Genomic DNA, 25,150 nt, shown 5'->3' with positions numbered 1-25,150 from the left:
CCCATCCAACGGGAGCGCCGCAATCACCGGCAGCGCCTCCGGACGGCAACGCGCGCACGGCGGCAGTTGCGCGGGATGTTGGCTGCAATGCCTCAGGAAACCGATGTAAGGAGGTACCCATGGCAAGGCCTCGTTCGACTTCCATCAGCAGACGAAGTGTGGTCGCAGGACTGGCGCTGACAGCCGCCCCCGTCGCTTTGGCTGGAGCCAATCAAGCGCGTGCGCAGGCCCAGCAAACCACTCCGGATCAAAGCCTGTATGAACGACTTGGCGGCGTCTTCGCCATTGCAGCGGTCGTGGATCACTTCAGCGACGCTGTCGTAAAGAACGCCGTCGTCGGTCAGAAGTCAAAAAATCCGCAGTTGAGGGAATGGCACACCAAAAATCTGAAACGCTTGCCTGGTCTCAAGTTCATGCGAACACTTTGGGTCTGTGACGTTTCGGGTGGGCCGTTCCAGTTCAAGGCCACCAGGCCGGGGACGACGCCCCTTGGCCTTGAGGAGGCGCACCGGGCCTTGCGGATCTCCCCGGCGGAATTCGACGAGGTCGCTGCTGAACTCGGGCGGACACTTGACTTCGCCAAGGTCCCGAAGCGCGAGAAGACCGAAGTGCTGGCTGCGTTCGCCAGCCACAAAGATGAGGTCACCGCCGGTTACGTATCGAGAGCCAAGCGCGGTTGAAGCATCCCGTGGTGCCGAACGACGAATTGCGACCTCACGCGTAGGCCACCCAGCCGCGGAAGGCGAAGCCGGTGTAGAACAGCGTGGGATCGGTTAAGCCGGCCTCGAGCAGGATCACCTCATCCTGTGCGGGTGCGAGAATCTCCAGATGGTTGGTGACGGCGTTCCGCGCGGCTGCCGCCTGCTCGGGCTCGACGCCGGACGCAGCCAGGAACGCGGAGTAGCGCGACAGCCACAGCGGGCGCTCCTGCTCGCCGTCGGGCGCGCTCAGATGCGCGACCACGAACGGTGCGCGCGGCTTGAGCCGGCGGCGGACCTCCGAGGCGATGCGGCGCCGCTCGGCGACATCGACGAAGTGCAGGGTCAGCAGGCAGGTGGCACCGTCGAACGGTCCCTCCGGCGCATCGTCGACATAGCCTTGATGAAGGCGTGCACGTGGTGCCAGCGATCCCAGGGTTTGCCCGGCCAGCGCCAGCATCGCCGCGGACGGATCGACGCCGTCGAAGCGCCAACCGGGATGCGCTTGCGCAAACGCTTTGAGCTCCAGGCCGCCACCCGCGCCGAGGACGAGCACCTGCCCATCGCTGGGGACGCTTTCGGCGAGCAGAATCGCCGTCATGGACTGCATGGCGTCATAGCCCGGCACGAAGCGCCGCGGCCCCTCGGTGTATCTCGCCACGAATTGCGGATCAGAGAATGCGGCTTGAATGTCGGTCATGATGTTGTCCCCGTGAATGGAGCCGTTCAGGCGCGATGCGCGCTGATGTCGTGGATCTTTCGAGACCCGATCCGCTTGCGCAGGTCCTCGCCCAGCATCGCCAGCGTCACCTCGCCGAGCCGCGCCAGCAGCAGCGCCTCGGCATCGTCAAAGGCCTGATCGAGCGCGGCATTGACGGCCTGCTCGACCAGGCAGCCGGGCGCCTCGGTCCGGTTGCCCATCGCCAGAAGCGGAGGATTGCCGAGCGCGGCGTAGACGTCGCGCAGCGTCACCTTCGACAGGTCGCAGGCGATGGTCCAGCCGCCGCCATGCCCCTTCTCGGAGCGCACGTAACCGATCTCCCGCAGGCCCGCCATGATGCGGCGGATCACCACCGGGTTGGTGTCCATGGCCTTGGCCAGGGTCTCGGACGTGAACGGCCCAGGCTGCTGCGCCATGTGCAGCAGCACGTGCAGCACGCCGGAGAGTCGGGAATCTCGTTTCATGTAACTTTATATGTTACGTGATGACGAAAAGGTCAAGCGACTCTGCTGACGCCGACGCACGTAGCTCCCCGATGATCCCGCCATGCCCCTGTTTTGCCCGACGGAGCAACCTGTCCTTGCTCCGCACATCGAGCGTTTGCACGTCTCCTAAGCCATTGATCCCGCTCATGCCGTCTACTGTGCATGGGGTTGTTTTCGACATTTTTGCTCTGGCAGTCCCAAACAATTGAGGTCGCCATGCCGATTTGTCACGGTGACGCCCCTGCGCGCGAGGAGCACCATCTGGCCCGGGCGACCGTAGGATTTTTCGTCCCGTCCCTCGCGCGGCGCCGTTTTTCATCAGTCCATTTTTGGAGGCGCATCATGCACGTCTATAATGTGGTCAGGTTCAAGGTGAAGCCGGGTGAGGAAGCCGCCTTCCTCGACGCGCACCGGAACGGCAAGGCGAAATGGCCGGGGCTGGAGCACGGCGTTATCCTCAAGACCGGCGAGCAGACCTTCTGCCTCATCGGCACATGGGCCAGTCAGGACGCGCTGGCCGGGGCGCGATCGGCGATGATCAAGACGCTCGACAGTTTCAGGTCGGTGCTCGAAGACCAGGGCAACGGACGCGGTGTGACTGATGCCGTGTCAGGGGCAGTGGTGCTCGCGCTGTAGCAGGCAAGCGGCGCCCGCTACTTCATCACCCGCAGGCCCTTGGTCGTGAAGCGCTGCGTCTTCTCGCCCGGCCGGACCGGGCGCCGCGTGCCGGCGGCCTTGCCGGTGCCGGGCGGCTGGTGCGCGGGGACGAGCTGGTGCGGCTGCGAGCCGATCAGGTCGCGGCGGCCCATCTCGATCAAAGCCTCGCGCAGCACCGGCCAATTGTCGGGATCGTGGTAGCGCAGGAACGCCTTGTGCAGGCGGCGCTGGCGCAGGCCCTTGATCGCCTCGACCTTGTCGCTGCCGCCGTGGCGGACGCCGCGCAGCGGGTTGACGCCGGTGTGGTACATCGCGGTCGCGGTCGCCATCGGCGAGGGCAGGAAGGTCTGCACCTGATCGGCGCGATAGCGGTTCTTCTTGAGCCACAGCGCGAGGTTCATCATGTCCTCGTCGGTCGTGCCCGGATGCGCCGCGATGAAATAGGGGATCAGGTAATATTTCTTGCCGGCCCGTTCGGCCGCTTCGTCGAACATCCGCTTGAACTTGTTGTAGGCGCCGATGCCCGGCTTCATCATCTTGTCGAGCGGACCGCGCTCGGTATGCTCGGGGGCGATCTTCAAGTAGCCGCCGACGTGATGGGTGACGAGCTCCTTGATGTATTCCGGGCTCTCGACCGCAAGGTCGTAGCGCACGCCGGATGCGACCATCACCTTCTTGATGCCCTTGGTCTCGCGCACCTTGCGATAGAGCCGGATCAGGTCGTCATGCGAGGTGTTGAGGTTCGGGCAGATCTCGGGGAAGACGCAGGACGGCCGCCGGCACGCCGCTTCGACCTTCGGGTCCTTGCAGGCCATCCGGTACATGTTGGCGGTGGGGCCGCCGATGTCGGAGATCACGCCGGTGAAGCCCGGGGTCTTGTCGCGGATCTTTTCGATCTCGCGCAGGATCGAGCCTTCCGAGCGGTTCTGGATGATGCGGCCTTCGTGCTCGGTGATGGAGCAGAAGGTGCAGCCGCCAAAGCAGCCGCGCATGATCGTCACCGAGAACTTGATCATGTCCCAGGCGGGGATTTTTGCTTCGCCGTAGGACGGATGCGGCGCGCGCGCGTAGGGGAGGTCGTAGACCGCGTCCATCTCTTCGCTGGTCAGCGGGATCGGCGGCGGGTTGAGCCAGAGGTCGCGATCGCCGTGACGCTGCACCAGCGGCCGCGCATTGCCGGGATTGCTCTCCCGGTGCAGCACGCGCGATGCGCGGGCATAGGCTTCCTTGTCCTGTTCGACCTGCTCGAGCGCCGGCAGCCGGATCACGGTCGCACCCTTCTGGCGCGTCGCGCCCTCGTCGGCGGAATCGAGATCGTCGGCGTGCAGCTCGGTGTAGTCCTCGGGCACCTTGCGGAACAGCGCGACGCCCCTGATGTCGTCGAGCGCGCGCGGCGCCTCGCCGGCCGCGAGCCGCTGCGCCACCTCGACCACCGCCCGCTCGGCATTGCCGTACAGCAGGAGATCGGCTTTGGCGTCGGCCAGCACCGAGCGACGCACCTTGTCCGACCAGTAATCGTAATGCGCGATCCGGCGCAGCGAGGCCTCGATGCCGCCGAGCACGATCGGCACGTCCTTGAACGCCTCGCGGCAGCGTTGCGCATAGACGACCGTGCAGCGGTCCGGCCGCTTGCCGCCTTCGCCGCCCGCCGTATAGGCGTCGTCGCTGCGCAGGCGGCGGTCCGCGGTGTAGCGGTTCACCATGGAATCCATGTTGCCGCCGGTGACGCCGAAGAACACTTTTGGCTTGCCTAATGCCCTGAACGGCTCGGCCGAATGCCAGTCGGGCTGCGAGATGATGCCGACCCGGAAGCCTTGCGCCTCCAGCAGCCGGCCGATGATGGCCATGCCGAAGCTCGGATGGTCGACATAGGCGTCCCCGGTCACCAGCACGATGTCGCAGGCGTCCCAGCCGAGCGCATCCATCTCGGCGCGGCTCATCGGGAGGAACGGTGCAGGCTTGCGCGGCTGCGCCCGGGCCATCAGCGGCTTTACGGCGGTGATCATCTGGGTGTCCATGGCGCCTACGCATAGGACTCCACGCTCCTGAATACAACCGACGGACGCGTGAAAGATCGAGGTTCCCGGGCCGCAGTCCGGCGCGTTAACGGGTCACGAGCGCGCGCCGCTTCGTCCTCTCCCAGCGTGACCCGCGTCAGCCATGGGGGTGTGACGCCCTCCACATACCGACCGGTGCCGTCGCGTCATGCTCTCTCCAGTCTTGAAGGAGAGCCCCATGTTTCTGGTCGATGCGCTGCTGATCCTGGCGATGTTGTTCTTCCTCTTTCTGCCGATCACCGATCGCCGGACGGTGCGGATGAGGCTCTGCATGCTGTGCGCGCTGCTGGCGGTGTTCTCGGTCTCGCTCAGCCGCACCCCTGTCGTGCCGGTGCTGCTCGCGAGCATCGCCGCGCCTCCCGGAATGCTGCGCGTGCCGCATATGCATGCCAGTGAGCCGTCGTCGGGGTTCTCACCGCGGCCGTCATCGGATATCCGATTGATCCATGGGCAAGGAAACGGGCAAGGAAACCTCTGACGGCGGTCATGATGCGGTGACCGGCGTATCGCCGTCCACGAATGTCTGGCTCGGCGTGATTGCGCTGGTCGGCTTCATCCTGGTGGCGACCGCGCAGGCCTCCAATCAGATTCTGGCGCGCGGACTGGCCGGCTCCGTCCCGCCCTTCGCGCTCGCCTTCTTCCGCTGGAGCATCGTCGCAATCGGGCTCGCGCCGATCGCGCTCAAGGAGATTCTCGATGGCCGCGTGCCGCTGGCCGGGAACATCTGGTCGATCCTCGCCGCCGGCTTCATGGGCATGTTCCTGTGCGGCGGTCCGGTCTACGCCGCGGGCGTCTCGACGACGGCGATCCACATCGCGCTGATCATGGCGCTGTCGCCGATCACGGTGCTGCTGATCTCGGCCCTGCGCGGCATGGAGCATGTCGGCCCCTTGCAATGGCTCGGCACGGCGCTGGCGCTCGCCGGCGCGCTGCTCATCATCTCCGGCGGCCATCCCCAGACATTGATCGGACTTCAGACTGCAGCGGGCGACGGCCTCGTCGTGATCGCGATGCTCGGTTGGTCCGGCTACACGCTGCTGCAATCGCGCGCCGCGCCAAAGGCGTCGCTGCTGGCACGCATCAGCCTGTTCTCGGGCGCCGGCGCCCTGTTCTCGCTGCCGCTCGCGGCCATGGAGATGTGGGCGACGCCGGGGGAGGTCTTCAGCACCAAGGCGCTGTCGGCCTATGTCTTCGCCGGGATCGTTCCCGGCCTGCTCGCCTATGCCGGCTTTGCCTGGCTCGGCGGCAAGTTCGGCTCGGTGCGGACCTCGCTCGTGCTCTATCTTGGGCCGATCGCCAGCGCGCTATTGTCTTTCGCCATCCTCGGCGAACCGCCGCAGCTGATCCATCTTCTCGGCGGTTTGCTGATTTTGGGTGGCGTCTGGGCCAGTTTGCGCCGCTAGTTCCATCCGCATGCGTCCGGGTTCACCCGCAGGAACCATCGGCCTTCGCGGACATTCTGATGGAGGGTTGCCGCGAGCCCGCCTCGCGCGCGCTCGCGATGTTCGCCTCTGGCGATGGGGGAGCTGTGAGTACAGTCATAGAGAACCTGCTGTTGCGAAAGCAGAAGCTCGTGGAGCAGCTCGAAAAGGTGCCATCGGTCGAGGACCGCGACAGGATCGAGCACCAGCTCGAGCAGATCAATACCGCGCTGGATTTTCTGGACAGGCCGGGACCGAGGGAAGGGCGCTAGAAGCGCTCATTCCACCTTCAGCGAGTCCACCTTCAACGCCCTGGCGTAGACCACGCCCGAATTGGTGATATGCGTGGTCATCAATTCTTCGAAGGCGGCGAACTCGCTGCGCGCGAACAAATCGAGCAGCCTGCGATGCTCGTCGAACGACGTGCGGGTCCGCACGTCGATCGGTGAGGTCAGATTGGTGCGGAGCGCCGCGACGCGGCCGGAGACCAGCTGATAGGATTCGGCGAGGTAGCGATTGCCGCAATGAGTGAACAGCGCCTCGTGAAATGCTGCATCGGCGCGGCCATAGGCGATGTTGTCCTTTGCCGCGACCGCCGGCTCCATCGCCGCGATCGCCTCGCTCATTGCGGCGATTGCACCGTCGCGATCGCAACGATAGGCGAGCTCGGCGGCCTTGGGTTCGAGTGCGATCCGGAAGGTGCAGAGCGCGTTGATGTCGTCCGCGCTCGGCGTGAAGACAAAGCTGCCGACCTGCGGGCGGATCACCACGAGGCCCTGCGCCTGCAGCTGGCCCATCGCCTCGCGCACCGGCGTGCGGCTGACGCCGAAGGAATTGGCCACCATCTCCTCGGAGATGGCAGCGCCGAGCGCGAACTCGCCGTCGATAATTGCCTGCCGCAGCCGCTGCATCACCCGCTGCGACAGCGATTTCGGCGTATCGAGCTTGAGCGAGCGCATTTGCGTTTCTCAGACCACCTTGCCGGGATTGAGCAGATGATCGGGATCGAGCGCCGCTTTCAGCGTCCGCATCAGCGCGATCTCGGCCTCGCTCCTGGCATGGCCCAGCCATTTCTTCTTCAGCGTGCCGATGCCGTGCTCGGCCGAGATGCTGCCGCCCATCTCGCGAACGAGACCGTAGATGATCGTGTCCATCTCTTCCTTCGGCTGCTGCTCGACGGAGAGGCCGGTGACCCAGGAGACCAGGTGCAGATTGCCGTCGCCGATATGGCCGTAATAGACGCTCTCACATCCCTCGATGCCGGAAGCGAGCGCCGCCTTGCAGCGCGTGACGAACTCGTCCATTCGCGCCACCGCAAGGCCGATGTCGTAGGAGATGTGCGGGCCCAGCACCTGGCCGAATTCGGCGCAGATGTCGCGCACGCGCCAGAAGCTCTGCGTCTGCGCCAGCGATTGCGCCACCGCGGCATCGGCCAGCAGCCCGCGCTCCATCAGCTCTTCGAGCCAGGCCTGGAAGCGCGGCGCGTCCAGGCTCTCGTCGGTGCCTTGCGCCTCGACCAGCACGTAGAGGCCGTGACCTGCGGCGATCGGCGGCTTCACGCCGGCGCGAGTCGTGATCACGTCCCAATAGTCCGGCCACATCACCTCGAACGCCGACAGCAGCGGCCCGAGCCCGCTGCGCGCCGCATCGAGCAGCGCGATCACCGCCGCATAGTCCGTCAGCGCGCAGAGCGCGGCCATGGTCGAGCGCGGCTTCGGGAACAGCCGCAGCACAACGCGGGTGATGATGCCGAGCGTGCCTTCCGAGCCGATGAACAGATGCTTCAGATCGTAGCCGGCATTGTTCTTCATCAGCTTGTTGAGGCCAGTGATGATGGTGCCGTCGGGCAGCACGACTTCGAGACCGAGCACAAGCTCGCGCGTCATGCCGTAGCGGATCACGCGGTTGCCGCCGGCATTGGTCGAGAGATTGCCGCCGATGGCGCAGGAGCCGCGCGAGCCGAGGTCGAGCGGAAAGAAGAAGCCGGCTTCGTCCGCCGCCTTCTGGATCGTCTCCAGCGGCGTGCCCGCCTTCACCGTCATCGTGGCGGAAGCGCGGTCGATCTCCTCGATGCCGCTCATGCGCTCGAGCGAGATCGCGACCCAGCCGGCTTCGGGCGAGGCGCCGCGGCACAGCCCGGTCAGCCCGCCCTGCGGCACGAACGGCAGCTGCGCCTGCCGGCAGGTCGCAATCGCATCGGCCACGCCTTGCGCATCGACGGGACGGATCACCGCAAGCGGCGTCTGCGGCAGGCTCGCGCTCCAGTCGTTGCAGTTGCGCGCCGGCACGTCGGTGCCGATCAGGACGCCGGCTGCGCCAAGCTTGTCGCGAAGTGCGCCGAGCAATTGGTCGGGCCGCTTCACCGGGGTCACCATGTTCATGCGAGACCTCCCTAAATCTGGCTGCGCCCATGCGCGCCGTGACGGGGGAAAATATTTGCGTCTTTCTTGTATGTAAGGTACAAGACAGAAAGTAAAGCAAAAACAAGCTCGGAAGCCCCTTGGAGACCATTGGGAGATCAGAGGCTTGATCCGAGATCGCAGCTGAGAGGGCGGTGTGATGACAGAGGCAATTCGCGGGTTCTGGGTGGCATCGGCGACGCCGCTGGCGGCCGACGGCAGCGTGGACGCCGCCAAGCTTGCGGCTCACGCCAAGCAGCTGTTCGGCAAGGGTGTCGACGGCGTCGTGCTGTTCGGCACCACCGGCGAAGGCACCTCGTTCAATGTCACCGAGCGCGTTGCGACCATCGAAGCCGTGCTCAAGGCCGGTGTTGCGCCGGAACGCATCGGCATCGGTGGTGGCTTTCCCGCCATCACCGACAGTATCGCACTCTCGCGCGCGGCGCTCGGCCTCGGCCTGCGCCACGTGCTGGTGCTGCCGCCTTACTTCGACCGCAGCGTCGCGCCTGAAGGCATCGAGGATGCCTTTGCCGCGATCATCGACGGCGTCGCCGACGATCGGCTGCGTGCTTATCTCTATCACATCCCGCAGATGTCGGGCGTTGCTATCCCCACCGCCGTCGCCGCGAGCCTGCGCAAGCGTTACGGCAAGGTGATTGCCGGCCTGAAGGACTCCAGCGGTGACTTCAAGCAGTTCCAGGCATTCCGTGCGGCGGCTCCCGAGCTCGCCATCACCGTCGGCAATGAAGCCGATATCACCCGCGCGATCGCCGCTGGCGGCGCCGGCACCATCTGCGGCATGGCCAACGTCGTGCCCGAGCTGGTCAAGGGCATGGTCGAGGGCAAGGATGTCGAAGCGCGCATGCAGGCTGCGATCGAAATCGTGCTGAAGACGCCCTCGTTCACCGCGACGCTGAAAGCGATCCTGGCGGCACAGACCGGCGATGCGGCCTGGCAGCGCGTGCGCCCGCCGCTCCGCGCCTCGTCCGACGGCTCCGCATTCAAGCGGAAGCTCGACGAGTTGACGGCTCCTGCTATCGCCTGAGACCGCACAAAATCGTGATACGCCGCCGCCAGTTCGCGCGCTGCGTGTCGCGGCCGGCACGGCGGCAATCGAAGATTGCCGTTCGATGCCGCTCCGTCCTTAGAACGATTCAACACTAGAGCGATTCAACTCTGCCTGCGGTTCTCTTCAATCGCTGCGGCTGTTAGACGCGCCAGCTTCAAGGCTGCGTCTGACCGGGAAGTGAATCGAACGTGCGTGCTTATCTGGATGGCCAGCGCATCTGCAGCCATCGAACTCATGCCGGCAAGAGCCGTGCGGGTCTTCTCATCGGAGCGGCCGTGCTGCTCGCCGAATGCCCCTCCAACACGACGACCGCGCAGGCGCAATCGGCCCTGCCGCCGGTGACGGTGGAGGCGCCGGCGCAGCGGCCGAAGCTGGTGCGCGCATCGGACCAGCCGTCGCGCCGCGCGCAGACCGCCGCGCGCCAGCGCAATCGTAACCCTGCGGCCGCCGCACCGACGCTCTCGGAGCGCGCGGCTGCGGAAGCCGCCGCGCAGCAGGCCGCAAAGCTCGGCTACCGCGCGATGCCGAGCGCGACGACGCTGCGCAGCGGCGCCTCGCCACTCGACACCTCTCAGTCCGTCAACGTCGTGCCCGAGCAGGTGTTGAAGGACCAACTGCCGCGCAACATCGACGACGCGCTGATCAATATCAGCGGCATCACCCAGACCAACACGCTTGCCGGAACCCAGGATGCCGTGATCCGCCGTGGCTTCGGCGACAATCGCGACGGCTCGATCATGCGCAACGGCATGCCGCTGGTGCAGGGCCGCAGCCTCAATGCCGCCGTCGAAAGCGTCGAGGTGCTGAAGGGACCGGCCTCGCTGCTCTACGGCATCATGGACCCCGGCGGCATCGTCAACACCATCAGCAAGCGTCCGGAGCTGTACCAGCACGGCTCGGTCACGCTGCTCGGGTCGACCTACGCGAACAACCGCAGCGGCGCCGACGGCACGCTCGACATCACCGGCCCGATCGGCGACGGCGGTCTCGCCTATCGCTTCGTCGGTTACGGCGTCAGCGAGGACTATTGGCGTAATTTCGGCCGCCACAGGGAAATGCTGGTGAACCCGTCGCTGGCCTGGTACGGCGACACCACGACGGTTCAGCTCACCTATGAGCACCGTGAGTTCATCACTCCGTTCGACCGCGGCACGTCCTTCGTCAAGGGGGCGCCGCTGGCAATCCCGGCGACGCGCCGTCTCGACGAGCCCTTCAACAATATGTGGGGCACCTCCGACCTGGTGCAGGCTTCGGTCGAGCAGAAGCTCGACGACAATTGGAAGGTCACCGCGGCCTACAGCTACAACACCGAGACCTTCAGCGCCAATCAGCTCCGCATCACAGGCGTCAACGCCGCGACCGGCGTCGAGACCCGCAGCAACGATGGCACCCGTAACTCGCTGAGCAATGCCAGTTACGGCACCTCGTATCTGCAGGGCGACGTCTGGGTCGGCGGCTTCCGCAACGAGATCCTGTTCGGAGGCGAGGCGCTCTATCGCACGATCGATCGCCACGATCTGATCCGCCAGGCGACGCCAAGCTTCAATTTCTACAACCCGGTCTACGGACTGGTCGTGCCGGGCACGACCGTTTCGGCAACCGACAGCGAGCAGACCGACAAGCTCGGCACCCGCGGCTTCTTTGCTCAGGACACCTTCCATCTGACCAACTGGCTGTCCGTGGTTGGCGGCGTGCGCTGGATGGAATACGAGCAGCTCGCAGGAAAGGGCCGGCCAGTCTTCGTCACGAACACCAATCTCGCAGGCGACAAGGTGCTGCCGCTCGGCGGCGTCATCGTCAAGCTGAACGACCAGCTCTCCTATTACGTGAGCTATACGCAGTCGCTGAAGCCGACCTCGACCATCGCGGCTTTCACCACCGGCTTCGTCGTCGACTCCACCATTGCGCCCGAAGAGGGAACGCAGTGGGAGACCGGGCTGAAGTTCGATGTCAACAAGCGGCTGTCGGGCACCCTGGCGGTCTACGACATCGAAAAGAAGAACGTGCTGGTGCTCGATGACATCGGCAACGGCAAGTCGGCGGCGCGCACCTCCGGAGCGGCCCGGTCGCGCGGCGTCGAATTGGACGTGACCGGCAAGCTGACCGACCATTGGAGCATGATTGGAAGTTACGGCTATACCGATGCGCGCCTGATCAATGATCCCGTCGTCGGCAACGCAAAGTTGCTGAATGTCGCGATGAACACGGCCTCACTCTATCTCGTCTATGATTTCGGGGACGCGCTCGCCGGACGTCTGCGGCTGGGCGGCGGCGCGCGCTATGTCGGTGACCGGCCGGGCGACGCCGCCAACACGTTCTTCATGCCGGCCTATACCGTCGCAGACATCTTTGCGACTTACGACACGAAGGTCGATAATCTGCCGGTGACCTATCAGTTCAACGTCAAGAACCTGTTCGACAAGGTCTACTACACATCCACCACCGGTAACGCCCTGAACGTCGCCATCGGCGATGCGCGGCGCGTATCGCTGTCGGCCACGGTGAAGTTCTAGCCATGGCCGCGCGGCTCGGACACACCATCAAGGCGGTCCTGTTTCAGGTCCATTCCATCGCGGGCCTGGTCCTTGCGCTGCTGGTGTCCCTGATCGCGCTGACCGGCGCGACCATGAGTTTCGAGGACGAGATCGTCGATCATCTCAATGCCGGCATCATGCAGGTCGCGCCGCGTCAGGCGCCGGCGCTGATGCCTGATGCGCTGGTTGCCCGGCTGAAGGCCTCGCAGGACCTCGGCAAGGTCGCCGCCGTCACACTGTCGAGCGATCCATCTGCGGCGGTTCATGTCCGCTTTGCCCGTGACGATCGGGGCGACCGGCCGACCTCGCTCTATGTCGATCCCTATGACGCCCGCGTGCTGGGCTCGCCGCGCGGCGAAGCATTTTTCGCGACCGTGCGCCGGCTGCATCGTTGGCTGCTCATTCCCGGCGACGGCAAGGGCTGGGGACGTCCGATCACCGGCACGGTCGCGCTCGGCCTGATCCTCATGCTGGTGTCGGGCCTCGTGCTGCGCTGGCCGCGTCGTGCAGGCAGTCCGAAAATGTGGCTGAAACCGAATCTTGGGCTCGGTGGCCGCGCTCTGCACCGGTCGTTGCATACCGTGATCGGCACCTGGGTCCTTCCGGTCTATCTGACGATGACGCTCACCGGCCTGTATTTCTCATTCGAATGGTACAAGGACGGCGTGACCTGGCTGCTCGCACGTCCGCACGTCACGGCAGCGAAAATGCCCGCAAAGCTGCCGCGTGCGGCCAACTCCGAACCGGCGCCGCCAATCGGATTCGATCAGGCCTGGATGACGTTCCAGCGTGAGGAGGGCGACCGATTCTCCAGGGCCTTGCTGACGCTGCCTGCGCAGGGTACGACGTTGCGCATCCGGTCGTGGGGGAAAGCCTCGTTGCTGGAAACCACGCGCGACGAATTCCGCATCGACGCCGTCACCGGGCAGTTGGTCTCAGCGGAGCGCTTTGCTGACAAGACGTTCGGCGAAAAGAGCATCGCGGCCATCTACGACATCCATCGCGGCGAGATCCTGGGCTGGCCGGGCAAGCTCGCATTCATGATTGCCGCGATGTCGATGCCGTTATTCGCGGTCACCGGCATCCTGCTCTATCTGTCGCGCCGCAAGCTGCGCCGTCCGGCACAGCAGCCGCTCGGGCGACTCGTTCCCGGCGAGTGAGCCGACGAGGCTAGCCAACGCGCTTCTAATCGGTCAAAAGCTCATGGCCCTCTTCTCAAGGTCCGCGCCATGAAGCTTCCGACCGTCACCCCCGCCGATATCCGCCGCGCACTGCTGCTGCGCGAAGAAATCGCGCTGCTCGATCTCAGATACGAGGCAGGCTTTGCGACGGGGCATCCCCTGTTCGCGGCCAACATGGCCGTGGATCGGATCGCGATCGAGGCCGAGGTGCGGCTGCCGCGCAAGGACGTGGCGATCGTGCTTTACGATGACGGCGAGGGGCTGGTCGCGGCCGGCGCCGAACGCCTCCTCGCGCTCGGATATACCCATATCAGCGCGCTCGACGGCGGGCTGAACGCCTGGCGTGCAGCGGGCTATGAGGTTTTCGAGGACGTCAATTCCTATTCGAAAGCGTTCGGCGAACTGGTCGAGGCGCGACGGCACACGCCGTCGTTCAGCGCCGACGAGGTGGCAAAACTCATCGCGGACAAGGCCAACATCGCCATCCTCGACGTCCGCCGCTTCGACGAATATGCGACGATGAACATTCCGGGCTCGGTCAGCGTGCCCGGCGCGGAGCTGGTGCTGCGGGCGGGGCAGGCCGCGCCCGATCCTGAAACCACCATCATCGTCAATTGCGCCGGCCGTACCCGCTCGATCATCGGCACCCAGTCGCTGATCAATGCCGGCGTGCCCAATAAGGTGCGGGCGCTGCGCAACGGCACCATCGGCTGGACGCTGGCGCGGCACACGCTCGATCACGGCGCCGACAGGCGCGGCGCGCTCGGCTCGTTCGAGAGCGGCCCGGCCAATGCGCGCGACGTCGCCTATCGCGCCGGTGTTCGCCATATCGGCGCAAGCGAGATGGCTGCACTCGTCGCGCAAACGGACCGCACCCTCTATCGTTTCGACGTGCGCGATGCCGAGGAATATGCGGCGGGTCACCTCGCGGGCTTCCGCCATTATCCCGGCGGCCAGCTGGTCCAGGAGACCGACATGGCCGCGCCCGTGCGTGGCGCGCGCATTCTCCTGACCGACGACAAGGGTGTCCGCGCCGATATGACCGCATCATGGCTCGCCCAGATGGGTTGGGAGGTTTATGTGCTGGAAGGAGGCTATGATGGCGCGCTCGAGATCGGTCCGCCGCGCGTGCTGCCCAAGCCCGATCCGGCCCACCGTTACCGCCGGCCCTATGAAGGCACCGACGTCGCGCAAGCCGCGATGCAGGCCTATCTCGATTGGGAATATGGGCTGGTCGAGCAACTCCGCCGCGACGGCACGCACGGGTTTTATGTGATTTGACGGTGTTATCCGTCACCCTGAGGCGCTCGCCTCTTCGGCGAGCCTCGAAGGGCGACGGCCCGGCGCTCTCCGCCCAACTGCATCGGGGGCCGTTCATCCTTCGAAGCTCCCCGTGCGGTGCTTGGCACCGCCCGTCTCGCACCTCAGGATGACAGGACGGCCGCCGCGGCCCGGCGCTGTAAACATCTACCTCCCCGCCATTTTCTCCCCGTATCCGACCCCTATTGTGCCGCGCATCGTCCGCGGTCTATGAGCTGCGACCAAGCTCATCATCTATGGAGACACCATGCCAGCCCCAGGCCAAAGCCCTGAGCGGAGTGCCAAGGCCCTGCTGCTCGAAGGCGTCAACGACAGCGCTGTCGACCTTTTCAAGGGCGCGGGCTTCACCAATGTCGAGCGGCTGACCAAGGCGCTGGACGGTGACGATCTGCGGCGTGCGCTCAAGGGCGTGTCGCTGCTCGGCATCCGCTCGCGCACCCAGATCACCGATGACGTGCTCGCGGCCGCCGACCAGCTTCTCGCCGTCGGCTGCTTCAGCGTCGGCACCAACCAGGTCGATCTTGCGGCGGCGCGCAAGCGCGGCATTCCCGTCTTCAACGCGCCGTTCTCCAACACGCGCAGCGTCGCCGAGCTCGTGATCGGCGAGATCGTGATGCTGCTGCGGCGGATCTTTCCGCGCTCGGTGTCGGCGCATGACGGCGGCTGGGATAAATCGGCGACCGGCAGCCGCGAGGTGCGCGGCCGCACGCTCGGCATCGTCGGCTACGGCAATATCGGCTCGCAGCTCTCGACGCTGGCCGAAGCCATCGGCATGCGCGTGATCTATTTCGACCGCACCGACAAGCTCCGCCACGGCAACACCGAGCCGGTCGAGAGGCTGGAGGAGCTGCTGGCGCAGAGCGACGTCGTCAGCCTGCACGTGCCGGAGACGCCGGAAACCGCGGGCATGATCGGCGAGAAGGAGCTACGGGCGATGAAACCCGGCTCGTTCCTCATCAACAACAGCCGCGGCACCGTGGTCGATCTCGACGCGCTCGCTCGCTCTTTGCGCGACGGTCATCTCGCCGGCGCGGCCGTCGACGTGTTTCCGGTCGAGCCGTCGTCGAATTCTGATCGCTTCAAAAGCCCCATACAGGGCCTCGAGAACGTCATCCTCACCCCGCATATCGGCGGTTCGACCGAAGAGGCGCAGGAGCGCATCGGCGGCGAAGTCGCGCGCAAGCTGGTCGACTATTTCATCACGGGCTCGACCATGGGCGCGGTGAACTTTCCGGAAGTGCAGCTGCATCTGCGTCCCTCCGGCGCGCGCTTCAGTCATGTCCATCGCAACGTGCCCGGCATGCTGCGCCGGCTCAACGAGGTCTTCCTCCAGCGCGACATCAACATCGCCGCGCAATATTTGGAGACCGCCGGCGATCTCGGTTACGTCGTGCTCGATGCCGATCTGGCGGGGCAGGATTCCGCGGCGCTGCTCCAGCAGATCCGCGCCCTCGACGGCACGGTCGGCGCGCGGCTGGTGTTCGAGCACTAAAGCATGATCCGGAAAAGTGCGCAGCGGTTTTCCGAAAAGATCATGCTTAAACAACGACCTAAAGCGCGATGACGATTCATCCTCATCGCATCGCGCTTTAGACGGCGCGGGGCCCACGTTCCGGTTGCATTTCTCCGCCAAGGCTCTCTAAACTACGCCATCGACTTCGACGCCCACGTGACAAGTCGCGTCGAATTGAGCTTCAGTTGCGTGAGTGCCGCGATGGAACCGGACAGCGTACTGATTGATCTCGCGCTTCAAGGCGGCGGTTCGCATGGCGCCTTCACCTGGGGCGTGCTCGATCGCCTGCTGGAAGAGAAGCGGCTTACGATCGCCGCGATCTCCGGGACGTCCGCAGGCGCGATGAACGCAGCGGTGCTGGCGGATGGGTGGACGGCCGGTGGGGCCGAGGGTGCGCGTGACGCGCTCGAACGATACTGGCGCCGCGTTTCGAAGGCGGCGGCCTTCAGCCCGCTCCAGCGCTCGCCGCTCGACCGGCTGATGGGGCGCTGGACGCTCGATACGTCGCCGGCCTACATCCTGACCGACCTGATGTCGCGGGTGCTCTCCCCCTACGACCTCAATCCGACCGGCTACAATCCGCTGCATGCGGTGCTGCTGAGAGCATCGATTTCGAGCGCCTCGCGCGCTCGCCGATCAAGCTGTTCATCACTGCGACGCGGGTGCGCACTGGGCGAGGACGCATCTTCCGCAACGCGGAGATCACGGTTGACGTGTTGCTCGCGTCGGCCTGCCTGCCAACCATGTTCCGCGCGATCGAGATCGACGGCGAACCGTATTGGGATGGCGGCTATGCCGGCAACCCGACCATCACACCGCTCATTCGCGAAAGCGACGCGCACGACACCATCCTGGTGCAGATCAATCCGACTGAAAAGCCGGAAGAGCCGCGGACGGCTGCGGAGATACTCAATCGGCTGAACGAGATTTCGTTCAACTCGCCGCTGATGAAGGAGTTGCGTATGATCGCGTTGCTGCGTCAGGCGGCCGACCCGGGAAGCGGCGAGGGCGCGCGCTGGGCGAAGATGCGGACCCACCGCGTCAAGAGCGACATGCTGGCGAAGTTCGGCGCCTCGTCCAAGCTCAACGCCGAATGGGAGTTCGTCTCGATGCTGCACGGCGAAGGACGTCAGGCGGCCGAAACGTTCCTCGACGAGCACGGCCCGGATATCGGTCGGCGCTCGACCGCCGATCTCGACATCCTGCTGTCGGAGTGCTGAGAGGTGGGGCTTCTCGGCATTCTCGTCGGGCTTGGCCTTCTCGTCCTATTCGCCTTTCGCGGCTGGAGCGTTCTTCTGCTGGCGCCGTTCGCCGCGCTCGTCGCGGCGCTGTTCGGCGGCGAGCCGCTGCTTGCGAACCTGACGCAGATCTTCATGGTGAATGCCGCAGCATTCCTGGCGCAGTTCTTCCCGATCTTCCTGCTCGGCGCCGTATTCGGGAAACTGATGGACGACAGCGGGGCGGTCGCGTCGGTTGCCACCTTCATGGCGAGACGTCTTGGCGAGCGCCGCGTGATCCTGGCGGTCGTGCTCGCCGGTGCGATGGTCACCTATGGCGGCGTCAGCCTGTTCGTCGCGTTCTTCGTGATCGTCCCCATGGCCCGCTCGCTGTTTCGTGCCGCCGCGATTCCGCGGCGATTGATTCCGGCCGCGATCGTGCTGGGCACATCGACCTTCACGATGTCGGCCTTGCCGGGCACGCCATCGATCCAGAACGCTATCCCGATGCCGTTCTTCGGAACGACGCCGTTTGCCGCACCCGGACTCGGCATCATCGCCTCCCTGATCATGGCTGGCGCGGGATTGTGGTGGCTGCGCCGCGCTGAAGCCGCGGCCCGCCGTGCGGGGGAAGGCTATGGCGAGGACATGGAGGGTGCGGCCGAACGTGCCGTCGACGACGAACTGGTCCGCGAATACGCGACCACCGCGCGAGAGTTCGATCCGGCCGAGATCCGGCATGGACGGCGCGGTGAACTGTCGGCTCCGGTGGTGAGTGCCATCCTGCCGCTGGCCGTCGTCGTGGCTGTCAATCTCGTGATGTCGCTGCTGGTGTTGCCGCGGCTCGATGTTTCGTATCTGAGCGAGCAGCGCTTCGGCGGTACATCGTTGGCGGCGGTCGCTGGTGTGTGGTCGGTCAGCACCGCCCTGGGCGCTGCCATCGTCACGACCATCCTTCTCAATTGGGCCCGGCTTCCCTCTCTGCGGCAGACCATGGACGCCGGTGCCAATGCATCGGTTCTGCCGGCGCTCAGCGTCGCCAGCCTCGTCGGATTCGGCGCGGTCATCGCGGCGCTGCCGGCTTTCGAAACGGTGCGAGACTGGGTGCTTGCGATCGAAGGTGGCCCGTTGGTTTCGCTCGCGGTTGCGACCAATATTCTGGCCGCGCTGACCGGCTCGGCATCCGGCGGCTTGACGATCGCGCTCGACGCGCTCGGCCAGACCTATGTCGAGATCGCCGCGCGCAGCGGCATCGACCTTGCGCTGATGCATCGCGTCGCGGTGATCGGTTCGGGGACGCTGGACATCCTGCCGCACAACGGTGCGGTGGTCAGCCTGCTCGCGATCTGCGGCCTGACCCATCGCGACAGCTATCTCGACATTGTGATGGTGGGCATCGTGACGTCGCTATTGGCGCTGGTGGCCGTGATCGCCTTGGGGAGCGCGCTCGGATCATTCTGATGAGCGGCTCGGCGTGAGCGATTGACGGGAGGACGAAGGTTGCATTGAATGCGGCCAGCCGTCGACGCAACAAATCGAGAAAGCCGGGTGGAAACGATGACGCGAAAGAAAGCGAAGCTGTGTGCGTTGCTTGTAGGTTCGATGGCGACACTGGGGACGGGCACGGCGTCGGCGGCAACGCTGGCAGAAGACGCCGATGTGGTCTGCAAGGGTCTCGCCGACGGGGCCGATGCCGTGAAGATCGATTCCGCAACCTTCCAGGCGCCCTCGCCGATCGCCGTTGCCGAACGCGGACCCACGCCCTCCGGGCGCATCACGCCGGCCAATCCAGCGTTCTGCAAGGTGCTCGGCCATATCGACCCTGTCGATCCCAAAGCGCCGCCGATCAGATTCCAGGTCAACCTTCCCGTCGAATGGAACGGCCGCTCGCTGCAATATGGCGGCGGTGGTTTCAACGGTGTGCTGATCACCGGCCTTGCGCTGCCGCCGGCCTATCCCTTCGACAAGCCGTCGCCGCTGGCGCGCGGCTTCGTCACCTATGGCACCGATTCGGGCCACGAGACCAGGCAAGGCGAGCCGCCGCAGGTCTTTGCACTGAATGACGAAGCCTTCGTGAATTTTGCTCACCGCGCCTACAAGAAGGTGCGCGATGCGGCCGTTGGGCTGATGGAGCGCGCCTACGGCAAGAAGCCGGACAAGATGTATTTCATGGGTTCGTCCGAGGGCGGCCGCGAAGGCCTGACCATGGCGCAGCGCTACCCCGACGATTTCGACGGCATCTTCGCACGCGTGCCCGTGATCAACTGGGTCGGCCTGCAGCACGCCGGCACGCGCTCGGGTCTCGTCACGATGGGGGCGGGCTGGATCAATCCGGCGCAGGTCAAGCTCGTCGGCGAGGCCGTGCGGGCGGCCTGTGACAAGGCCGACGGCTCCGACGATGCGTTGGTGCAGGACCCCGTCGCCTGCAAGGCGGCATTCAAGGTCGAGACGCTGCGCTGTGAGGCCGGAAAGAGCGGCGATCAGTGCCTGACCGATGCGCAGATCAAGGCGATCGATACCTTGCACGGGACCTACAAATTCCCGTTCGCGCTCGCCAACGGTCTCGACGACTATCCCGGCTGGGGCGTGTCGGGCGAGGACACGCCGGCGATAGGTCCGACCGGCGGTTGGGTGGCATGGTGGCTCGGCACCGCGCCGCCGGCGCAGCCGCCTGCGCCCAACAACGGCATCGCCTGGATCTACGGCGCCGGCGGCATTCAATATGTCTTTGCGCGCGATCCCAAGCTCGACGTCACCACCTATAAGGTGGAGGAGCACAAGGCGCGGCTGCTCGAGGTCTCGAGCCTGATGGACTCGACCGATCCCGATCTCAGCCGCTTCCGCGCCCGCGGCGGCCGTCTGATCGTGCTCGAGCACATGGCCGACTACGCGCAGAGCCCCTATGCCGGCATCCGCTATTTCGAGAGCGTCGAGCGCAAGCTCGGCAAGGGCGAGACCGCGGAGTTCGCGCGGCTCTACACCGCACCCGGCGTCGACCATGTCGGCTCCGGCGCACCGGCGAACGTCGACATGTTGAGCGTGCTGGTCGACTGGGTCGAGAAGGGCAAGGCGCCCGGCGACCTCGAAGTTGCCGAGCAGAAGGTCGAGGCGCCCTCATTCGCAACATTGCGCGCGCTGCCCCTGTGCCGCTGGCCGGCCTGGCCGCACTACAAGTCGGGTGCGGTGACGGAGGCGGCGAGCTTCACCTGCGCGCCGTAACGAGGTGGCCCGTTTGACAACAAGCTTGCGTCCGGCTATCTATTTCGCATGCGAAATAAATCGGCCGACGGGCGGCATCATCGACTGATCTACCTGCTGAGCGTCGCGCAACGCCGCTTGCAGCGCTGGATGGCGGCGCGGCCGGAGAATGAGGTGACGCCGGCGCAGGCGGGGCTGTTGTTCATCCTCGGCAAGCAGGACGGCGTCCTGATGGGCGAGGCGGGCGCCGCGCTCGACATGGGGCCGGCCGGCATTTCCGGCCTCGTCGACCGCACGGAGGCGGCGAGATTGATCGAGCGGCGGGCCGATCGCGAGGACGGGCGTGCCTGGCGCATCTGGCTGACGCCGAAGGGGCGGACCGCGTTGGCGCAGGCGAAAGACGGCGCGGCAGAGGTCAACGCCGCGCTGACGGACGGATTCACGGCTGCGGAGATCGACATCGTCGCGCGCTGGCTGACCAGCATTCAGGACAAGTTTCCAAGACCTTCAGAAACAAGACCTTCAGACGAATCCAGGGAGTAGAGCAATGACCGAGCACGTCCGGATCGAGAACAATGGCGGAATTCTCACCCTCACGCTGGCGCGCCCCGACAAGAAGAACGCGCTGACCGATGCGATGTACGGCACGCTCGCCGATGCCATCGAATCCGCCGAGTTCGATCCGTCGGCCCGCGTGATCCTGATCCGCGGCGAGGGCGACATGTTCACCGCCGGCAACGACGTCGGCGAATTCGCCGCGGTCGCAGCCGGCAAGTCCGAAGGCAGCCGTAACGTCGTGCGCTTCATCCAGTCGCTGGCCCGCTGCACCCGGCCGCTGGTCGCCGCCGTGCAGGGCCGCGCCGTCGGCGTCGGCACCACGATGCTGTTGCATTGCGATCTCGTCGTGCTCGCCGACAACGCGCAGTTGTCGACGCCCTTCGTCAGCCTCGCATTGGTGCCGGAGGCCGCATCGAGCCTGCTGATGCCGGCGCGTATCGGCCATGCCCGTGCCTACGAGATGTTCGCGCTGGGCGAGACCGTGCCGGCGAAGGCCGCGCTGGAATGGGGCCTCGCCAACCGGGTGGTGCCGCTCGACAAGCTCGATGCCGAGGCGCTCGCGCTGGCGCAGCGTCTTGCCCGCCAGCCGGTCGGCGCGCTCACCGCCACAAAGAAGCTGATGCGCAACGGCGAGGCGCTGGTCGCGCAGATGCAGGCCGAAGGCGAGCAGTTCGCGCAGCGCCTGCGCACCGCCGAGGCGCGCGAGGCGTTTACGGCCTTTGCCGAGCGCCGTCCGCCGGATTTCACCAAGGTCGCGTGAGGGGATGCGGCCCGCCAGGAGGCGCGGCCGCGCACAACCGCGGGTGTTTGATTAAAGTCTTAACCAAACCTTGGCATGTCGCGATGCAAGGTGGCCGCTCGTGAAGAGTAGGCCCCCGACCCATGGCAATGTTTAAGAAATCGGTAAGCTCGCTTCTCCTGACGCTGATGGCCCTGCTGGCCGTCGGCGCGCTGGCTTCGACGGCGTTCCAGATGGCGGGGGCCTTTGGCCGCTACAGCGAGAGTCTCGAAACGGAACGTCTCGCGAATGCCGACAAGGCGATCTTCCACGGCGTGCTCGCGCTGCGTAACAATCGCGGCGATGCTCAGAGCGCGCTGCTTGGCGAGGACGATCCGCGCGCCAAGCTCGTTGCTGCCGAGAAGGCCGAGCAGGCCGGCCATGATTCCATCGTCGCGGCGCTCTCGACCGTCGACTTTGCCCGCCGCGACGAGCTCGCAAGCACGCTGAAGCAGCGCTGGAGCGAGGCCGCCCCGAAATTCCAGCTGTTCTACGACGAGGCCAAGCTGCCGCGTGCCGAACGCAAGATGGAACGCACCGCACCCTGGTACGATGCCGTCACCAAGGTGATCGATACCGCCAACCTGGCGTCCACCGCGGTGTCGAACCGCGCCTGGATGAACGACCCCTTCATCGCACGCATGATCCAGGCCCGCCGCCTTGCCTGGCAGGTGCGCGACCGTTACGGCATCCAGTGCTCGACGCTGCGCCCGAACGTCAATGCCAGCAAGCCGCTCGACGAGACCCAGAAGCAGACCGTGGCGAGCTGGAACGGCATCGTTACCGCCGGCTGGACCGGGATGGAGGAGCTGCTGGCTGCGCCCGACGTGACGGCCGACCTCGTCAATGCGGCGAAGGAGGCGCGGGCCAAGACCGACGGAGTGCTCAAGCAGATCGGCGATCTCACCCGGAATTTCGACGGCAGCGGCAAGCCGGCGATGCCCCCCGCGGAATGGAACGCGCTGTGCCAGTCGCCCTTCGCGCCCATCGTCGCAGTCGCCAACAAGGCCCTCGACCAGTCGATCGCACGTGCCGAGATGGTTCAGGCGAAAGCCCTCACCAACCTCATCGTCCAATCGCTCGCGTTTCTGCTCGCGCTTGCCGTGACCCTGACCGGTGTGTTCGTGGTACGCAATCGCCTGATGCGCCCGGTGCGCGCCATTCTCGACGCCATCGCCCGCATCAGCGCGCGCGACTACGCGACGCCGGTGCCGCAATCCCGGCATCCCGACGAATTCGGCACCATGGCCGCGGCGCTCGAAAGCCTGCGCGAGAGCGCGGCGACCGCAGAGCGCCTGGGCCGGGAGCGCGAATCGCAGCAGGCCTTGCAACTGGCCCGCTCCGGTACCGTCGACGAGGCCTGCCGCAGTTTCGACGACACCGTGCAGGCGGTGATCCACAGCGTTGTGGCCTCGACGCGGGAGCTCGATGCCACCGCAACCGGCGTGCGCTCGCTGGTGTCGGAATCGAGCAGCCAGACCGCCGCGGTCTCCTCCGCCGCCGAGCAGGCCACCAACAATCTGGAGACCATCGCGGCGGCGACCGAGGAGCTCTCCGCATCCGTCGGCGAGATCTCCGCGCAGGTGCAGTCGAGTGCGCGAGAGGCTCGCGAAGCCGTGTCGCAGGCCGAGCAGACCAACGCGACGGTCGAGATCCTCGACCAGACCGCGAGCCGTATCGGCGAGGTCGTGAAGATGATCAACGCCATCGCCGGCCAGACCAACCTTCTGGCCTTGAACGCCACCATCGAAGCCGCGCGCGCCGGCGAAGCGGGCCGGGGCTTCGCCGTGGTCGCGGGCGAGGTCAAGAACCTCGCCGCACAGACGGCGACGGCGACGGAAGAGATCTCGCGTCAGGTCGAGGAGATCCAGGGCGCCACCGGCCAGGCCGTGACCGCGATCCGCGCCATCGGCGGCGCCATCAGCGGCATCGACGAGAAGATGACGGCGATTGCCGCCGCCGTCGAGCAGCAGCGCGCGGCCACCACAGAGATCTCGCGCAACTTCCAGCAGGCCGCGCAGGGCACGCGGGAAGTCACCGACACCATCGGCAGCGTCGCCAGGCTCAATCAGGAGACCGGCAACGCCGGCACGGTCTTGTCGGAATCCGTCAAGAAGATGTCGGCCGACGCCGACCGCCTCCGCGTCGCGGTCGAGGGCTTTTTGGGCGCGGTCAAGACCGCGTAGTTTCGCTTCAGTTTCTCCATCTGACGTCGCGCGTTCGGCATTGCCGCAGGTCCCTCCGGCGGCTACATCTGTGCCGCCGCGTCACCTATGCGGCGCCAGACGTAAGACAGATCAGGGATGGAGAGTTCGATGCCGGTCACCCCACACAAGGCCCAGCGCCCCTATCGCGGCGTGTTCCCGGTCGCGCCCACCATCTTCGATGAGCGCGGCGAGCTCGACCTCGAGGGCCAGCGCCGCTGCATCGATTTCATGATCGATGCCGGCTCGAACGGCCTCTGCATCCTCGCCAATTTCTCCGAGCAGTTCGTGCTCACCGATGCCGAGCGGGAAACCGTGATGCATGCCGTGCTGGAGCATGTCGCGGGCCGGGTTCCCGTGATCGTCACCACCACGCATTTCAGCTCGGCCGTCTGCGCCGCGCGCAGCCAGCAGGCCGAAGCCGCCGGCGCCGCGATGGTGATGGTGATGCCGCCCTATCATGGCGCGACCTTCCGCGTCCCTGAGAAGGGCATCGTCGAATTCTTCAAGGTGCTCTCCGGCGCCATCACCATTCCGATCATGATCCAGGATGCGCCGGTCGCGGGCACGCCGCTGTCGGTCGAGCTGCTGGCGCGGCTGGCGCGCGACTTCGCCAACATCCGCTATTTCAAGATCGAGGTGCCGGGCGCGGCCTCAAAGCTCCGCAGCCTGATCGAGGCGGGCGGCAAGGACATCGAGGGCCCCTGGGACGGCGAGGAGGCGATCACGCTGCTCGCCGATCTCGACGCCGGCGCCACCGGCGCGATGACCGGCGGCGGCTATCCCGACGGCATTCGCCAGATCGTCGATCCCTATTTCGCCGGGAAGCGCGAGGAAGCGAAGGCCGCCTACGAGCGCTGGCTGCCGCTGATCAATTACGAGAACCGCCAATGCGGCCTGATCGCCTGCAAGGCGATGATGCAGGCCGGCGGCGTGATCAAGTCGGACGCGGTGCGCCATCCCTTGCAGCCGCTGCATCCGGCCACGCGCGCGGGCCTGCTGGAACTCGCCAAGGAGCGCGACGCGCTGGCGCTGCGGTGGGGGAAGTAGCGGTACCAAACACTCAGTGTCGTCCCGGACAAGCGCGCCTCAAGCGCGCGTAGATCCGGGACCCATAGCCACAGAGAGAAGTTTGGCGAA

Annotated in this window: 21 protein-coding genes and 1 pseudogene; 17 read left to right on the top strand and 5 right to left on the bottom strand. The window is 65.9% G+C overall.

The genetic code is table 11. The annotated features are described in order from the left end of the window. The first annotated feature begins 119 nt into the window (after positions 1 to 119). Entirely contained in the window at positions 120 to 680 is a 561-nt protein-coding gene (locus XH81_RS17195; RefSeq protein WP_038947372.1) for a group I truncated hemoglobin, read from the top strand. Between the two features lie 34 nt (positions 681 to 714). Here the strand turns inward: XH81_RS17195 and XH81_RS17190 are convergent, their stop codons facing one another. Both XH81_RS17190 and XH81_RS17185 read right to left on the bottom strand, forming a co-directional pair. Then, positions 715 to 1,398 carry a class I SAM-dependent methyltransferase gene (locus XH81_RS17190; RefSeq protein ID WP_271596299.1) on the bottom strand — a complete coding sequence of 228 codons (684 nt, stop codon included), beginning with the start codon at positions 1,396 to 1,398 and terminating at the stop codon, positions 715 to 717. 26 nt (positions 1,399 to 1,424) lie between these two features. Beyond that, on the bottom strand, positions 1,425 to 1,883 hold the full coding sequence (locus tag XH81_RS17185; protein ID WP_038947373.1) for an Rrf2 family transcriptional regulator: 459 nt from the start codon (positions 1,881 to 1,883) through the stop codon (positions 1,425 to 1,427). A 363-nt stretch (positions 1,884 to 2,246) separates the two neighbouring features. Between XH81_RS17185 and XH81_RS17180 the strand changes: the two genes are divergently transcribed. After that, a complete protein-coding gene (locus XH81_RS17180; protein WP_038947374.1) occupies positions 2,247 to 2,540 on the top strand; it encodes a hypothetical protein in 294 nt (97 codons plus the stop codon). A gap of 17 nt (positions 2,541 to 2,557) precedes the next feature. Here the strand turns inward: XH81_RS17180 and XH81_RS17175 are convergent, their stop codons facing one another. Then, the gene (locus XH81_RS17175) at positions 2,558 to 4,579 is read right to left on the bottom strand and encodes a YgiQ family radical SAM protein (RefSeq protein WP_038947375.1); all 2,022 of its coding nucleotides are present in this window, start codon (positions 4,577 to 4,579) and stop codon (positions 2,558 to 2,560) included. Between the two features lie 217 nt (positions 4,580 to 4,796). Here XH81_RS17175 and XH81_RS17170 point away from each other — a divergent pair, with 217 nt between their 5' ends. From XH81_RS17170 to XH81_RS17160, 3 genes are all read left to right on the top strand, one after another. Continuing rightward, on the top strand, positions 4,797 to 5,096 hold the full coding sequence (locus XH81_RS17170) for a hypothetical protein (RefSeq protein WP_028140795.1): 300 nt from the start codon (positions 4,797 to 4,799) through the stop codon (positions 5,094 to 5,096). Beyond that, complete coding sequence (locus XH81_RS17165; protein ID WP_212475057.1) at positions 5,065 to 6,021, top strand: DMT family transporter; 957 nt, start codon at positions 5,065 to 5,067, stop codon at positions 6,019 to 6,021. Before XH81_RS17170 ends, XH81_RS17165 begins: the two co-directional genes overlap by 32 nt. 125 nt (positions 6,022 to 6,146) lie before the next feature. Further along, complete coding sequence (locus XH81_RS17160; protein WP_162832268.1) at positions 6,147 to 6,311, top strand: hypothetical protein; 165 nt, start codon at positions 6,147 to 6,149, stop codon at positions 6,309 to 6,311. A 6-nt stretch (positions 6,312 to 6,317) separates the two neighbouring features. On the opposite strand, the gene XH81_RS17155 is transcribed toward XH81_RS17160, so the two are convergent. Together XH81_RS17155 and XH81_RS17150 are read right to left on the bottom strand one after the other, a co-directional pair. Further along, positions 6,318 to 6,998, bottom strand: coding sequence for a GntR family transcriptional regulator (locus XH81_RS17155; RefSeq protein ID WP_028140793.1), 681 nt, complete (start codon positions 6,996 to 6,998; stop codon positions 6,318 to 6,320). Positions 6,999 to 7,007: 9 nt separating this feature from the next. Next, the gene (locus tag XH81_RS17150) at positions 7,008 to 8,420 is read right to left on the bottom strand and encodes an FAD-binding oxidoreductase (protein ID WP_028140792.1); all 1,413 of its coding nucleotides are present in this window, start codon (positions 8,418 to 8,420) and stop codon (positions 7,008 to 7,010) included. 178 nt (positions 8,421 to 8,598) lie between these two features. Between XH81_RS17150 and XH81_RS17145 the strand changes: the two genes are divergently transcribed. From XH81_RS17145 to XH81_RS17090, 12 genes and pseudogenes are all read left to right on the top strand, one after another. After that, on the top strand, positions 8,599 to 9,483 hold the full coding sequence (locus tag XH81_RS17145; RefSeq protein WP_028140791.1) for a dihydrodipicolinate synthase family protein: 885 nt from the start codon (positions 8,599 to 8,601) through the stop codon (positions 9,481 to 9,483). A 212-nt stretch (positions 9,484 to 9,695) separates the two neighbouring features. Further along, positions 9,696 to 12,020, top strand: a complete 2,325-nt coding sequence (locus tag XH81_RS17140) for a TonB-dependent siderophore receptor (RefSeq protein WP_028140790.1) — start codon at positions 9,696 to 9,698, stop codon at positions 12,018 to 12,020. Between the two features lie 2 nt (positions 12,021 to 12,022). Then, positions 12,023 to 13,201: a PepSY-associated TM helix domain-containing protein gene (locus tag XH81_RS17135; RefSeq protein ID WP_028140789.1), complete on the top strand. Its 1,179-nt coding sequence runs from the start codon at positions 12,023 to 12,025 to the stop codon at positions 13,199 to 13,201. Between the two features lie 69 nt (positions 13,202 to 13,270). Further along, a complete protein-coding gene (locus XH81_RS17130) occupies positions 13,271 to 14,503 on the top strand; it encodes a rhodanese-like domain-containing protein (RefSeq protein WP_028140788.1) in 1,233 nt (410 codons plus the stop codon). A gap of 286 nt (positions 14,504 to 14,789) precedes the next feature. Continuing rightward, positions 14,790 to 16,034: a phosphoglycerate dehydrogenase gene (gene serA, locus XH81_RS17125; protein ID WP_028140787.1), complete on the top strand. Its 1,245-nt coding sequence runs from the start codon at positions 14,790 to 14,792 to the stop codon at positions 16,032 to 16,034. A 222-nt stretch (positions 16,035 to 16,256) separates the two neighbouring features. Then, positions 16,257 to 17,275 (top strand): annotated as a pseudogene (locus XH81_RS17120) (patatin-like phospholipase family protein). Positions 17,276 to 17,278: 3 nt separating this feature from the next. Beyond that, on the top strand, positions 17,279 to 18,733 hold the full coding sequence (locus tag XH81_RS17115) for a GntP family permease (protein ID WP_028140785.1): 1,455 nt from the start codon (positions 17,279 to 17,281) through the stop codon (positions 18,731 to 18,733). 96 nt (positions 18,734 to 18,829) lie between these two features. Then, positions 18,830 to 20,491: a tannase/feruloyl esterase family alpha/beta hydrolase gene (locus XH81_RS17110; RefSeq protein WP_271596298.1), complete on the top strand. Its 1,662-nt coding sequence runs from the start codon at positions 18,830 to 18,832 to the stop codon at positions 20,489 to 20,491. Between the two features lie 48 nt (positions 20,492 to 20,539). Further along, the gene (locus XH81_RS17105) at positions 20,540 to 21,013 is read left to right on the top strand and encodes a MarR family winged helix-turn-helix transcriptional regulator (protein ID WP_049806710.1); all 474 of its coding nucleotides are present in this window, start codon (positions 20,540 to 20,542) and stop codon (positions 21,011 to 21,013) included. A gap of 4 nt (positions 21,014 to 21,017) precedes the next feature. Continuing rightward, the gene (locus XH81_RS17100; protein ID WP_271596297.1) at positions 21,018 to 21,788 is read left to right on the top strand and encodes an enoyl-CoA hydratase; all 771 of its coding nucleotides are present in this window, start codon (positions 21,018 to 21,020) and stop codon (positions 21,786 to 21,788) included. Positions 21,789 to 21,910: 122 nt separating this feature from the next. Then, positions 21,911 to 23,992 (top strand): methyl-accepting chemotaxis protein, encoded by a 2,082-nt coding sequence (locus tag XH81_RS17095; RefSeq protein WP_271596296.1) that lies wholly within the window; start codon positions 21,911 to 21,913, stop codon positions 23,990 to 23,992. A gap of 129 nt (positions 23,993 to 24,121) precedes the next feature. Next, complete coding sequence (locus XH81_RS17090) at positions 24,122 to 25,060, top strand: dihydrodipicolinate synthase family protein (RefSeq protein ID WP_028140780.1); 939 nt, start codon at positions 24,122 to 24,124, stop codon at positions 25,058 to 25,060. Positions 25,061 to 25,150: the final 90 nt, after the last annotated feature.

The organism is Bradyrhizobium sp. CCBAU 25360, assembly GCF_028128695.1.
Lineage (GTDB): Bacteria > Pseudomonadota > Alphaproteobacteria > Rhizobiales > Xanthobacteraceae > Bradyrhizobium > Bradyrhizobium ottawaense.
The sequence above is the reverse complement of the archived record's forward strand: the minus strand, read 5'-3'. Positions and strand labels throughout refer to the sequence as shown.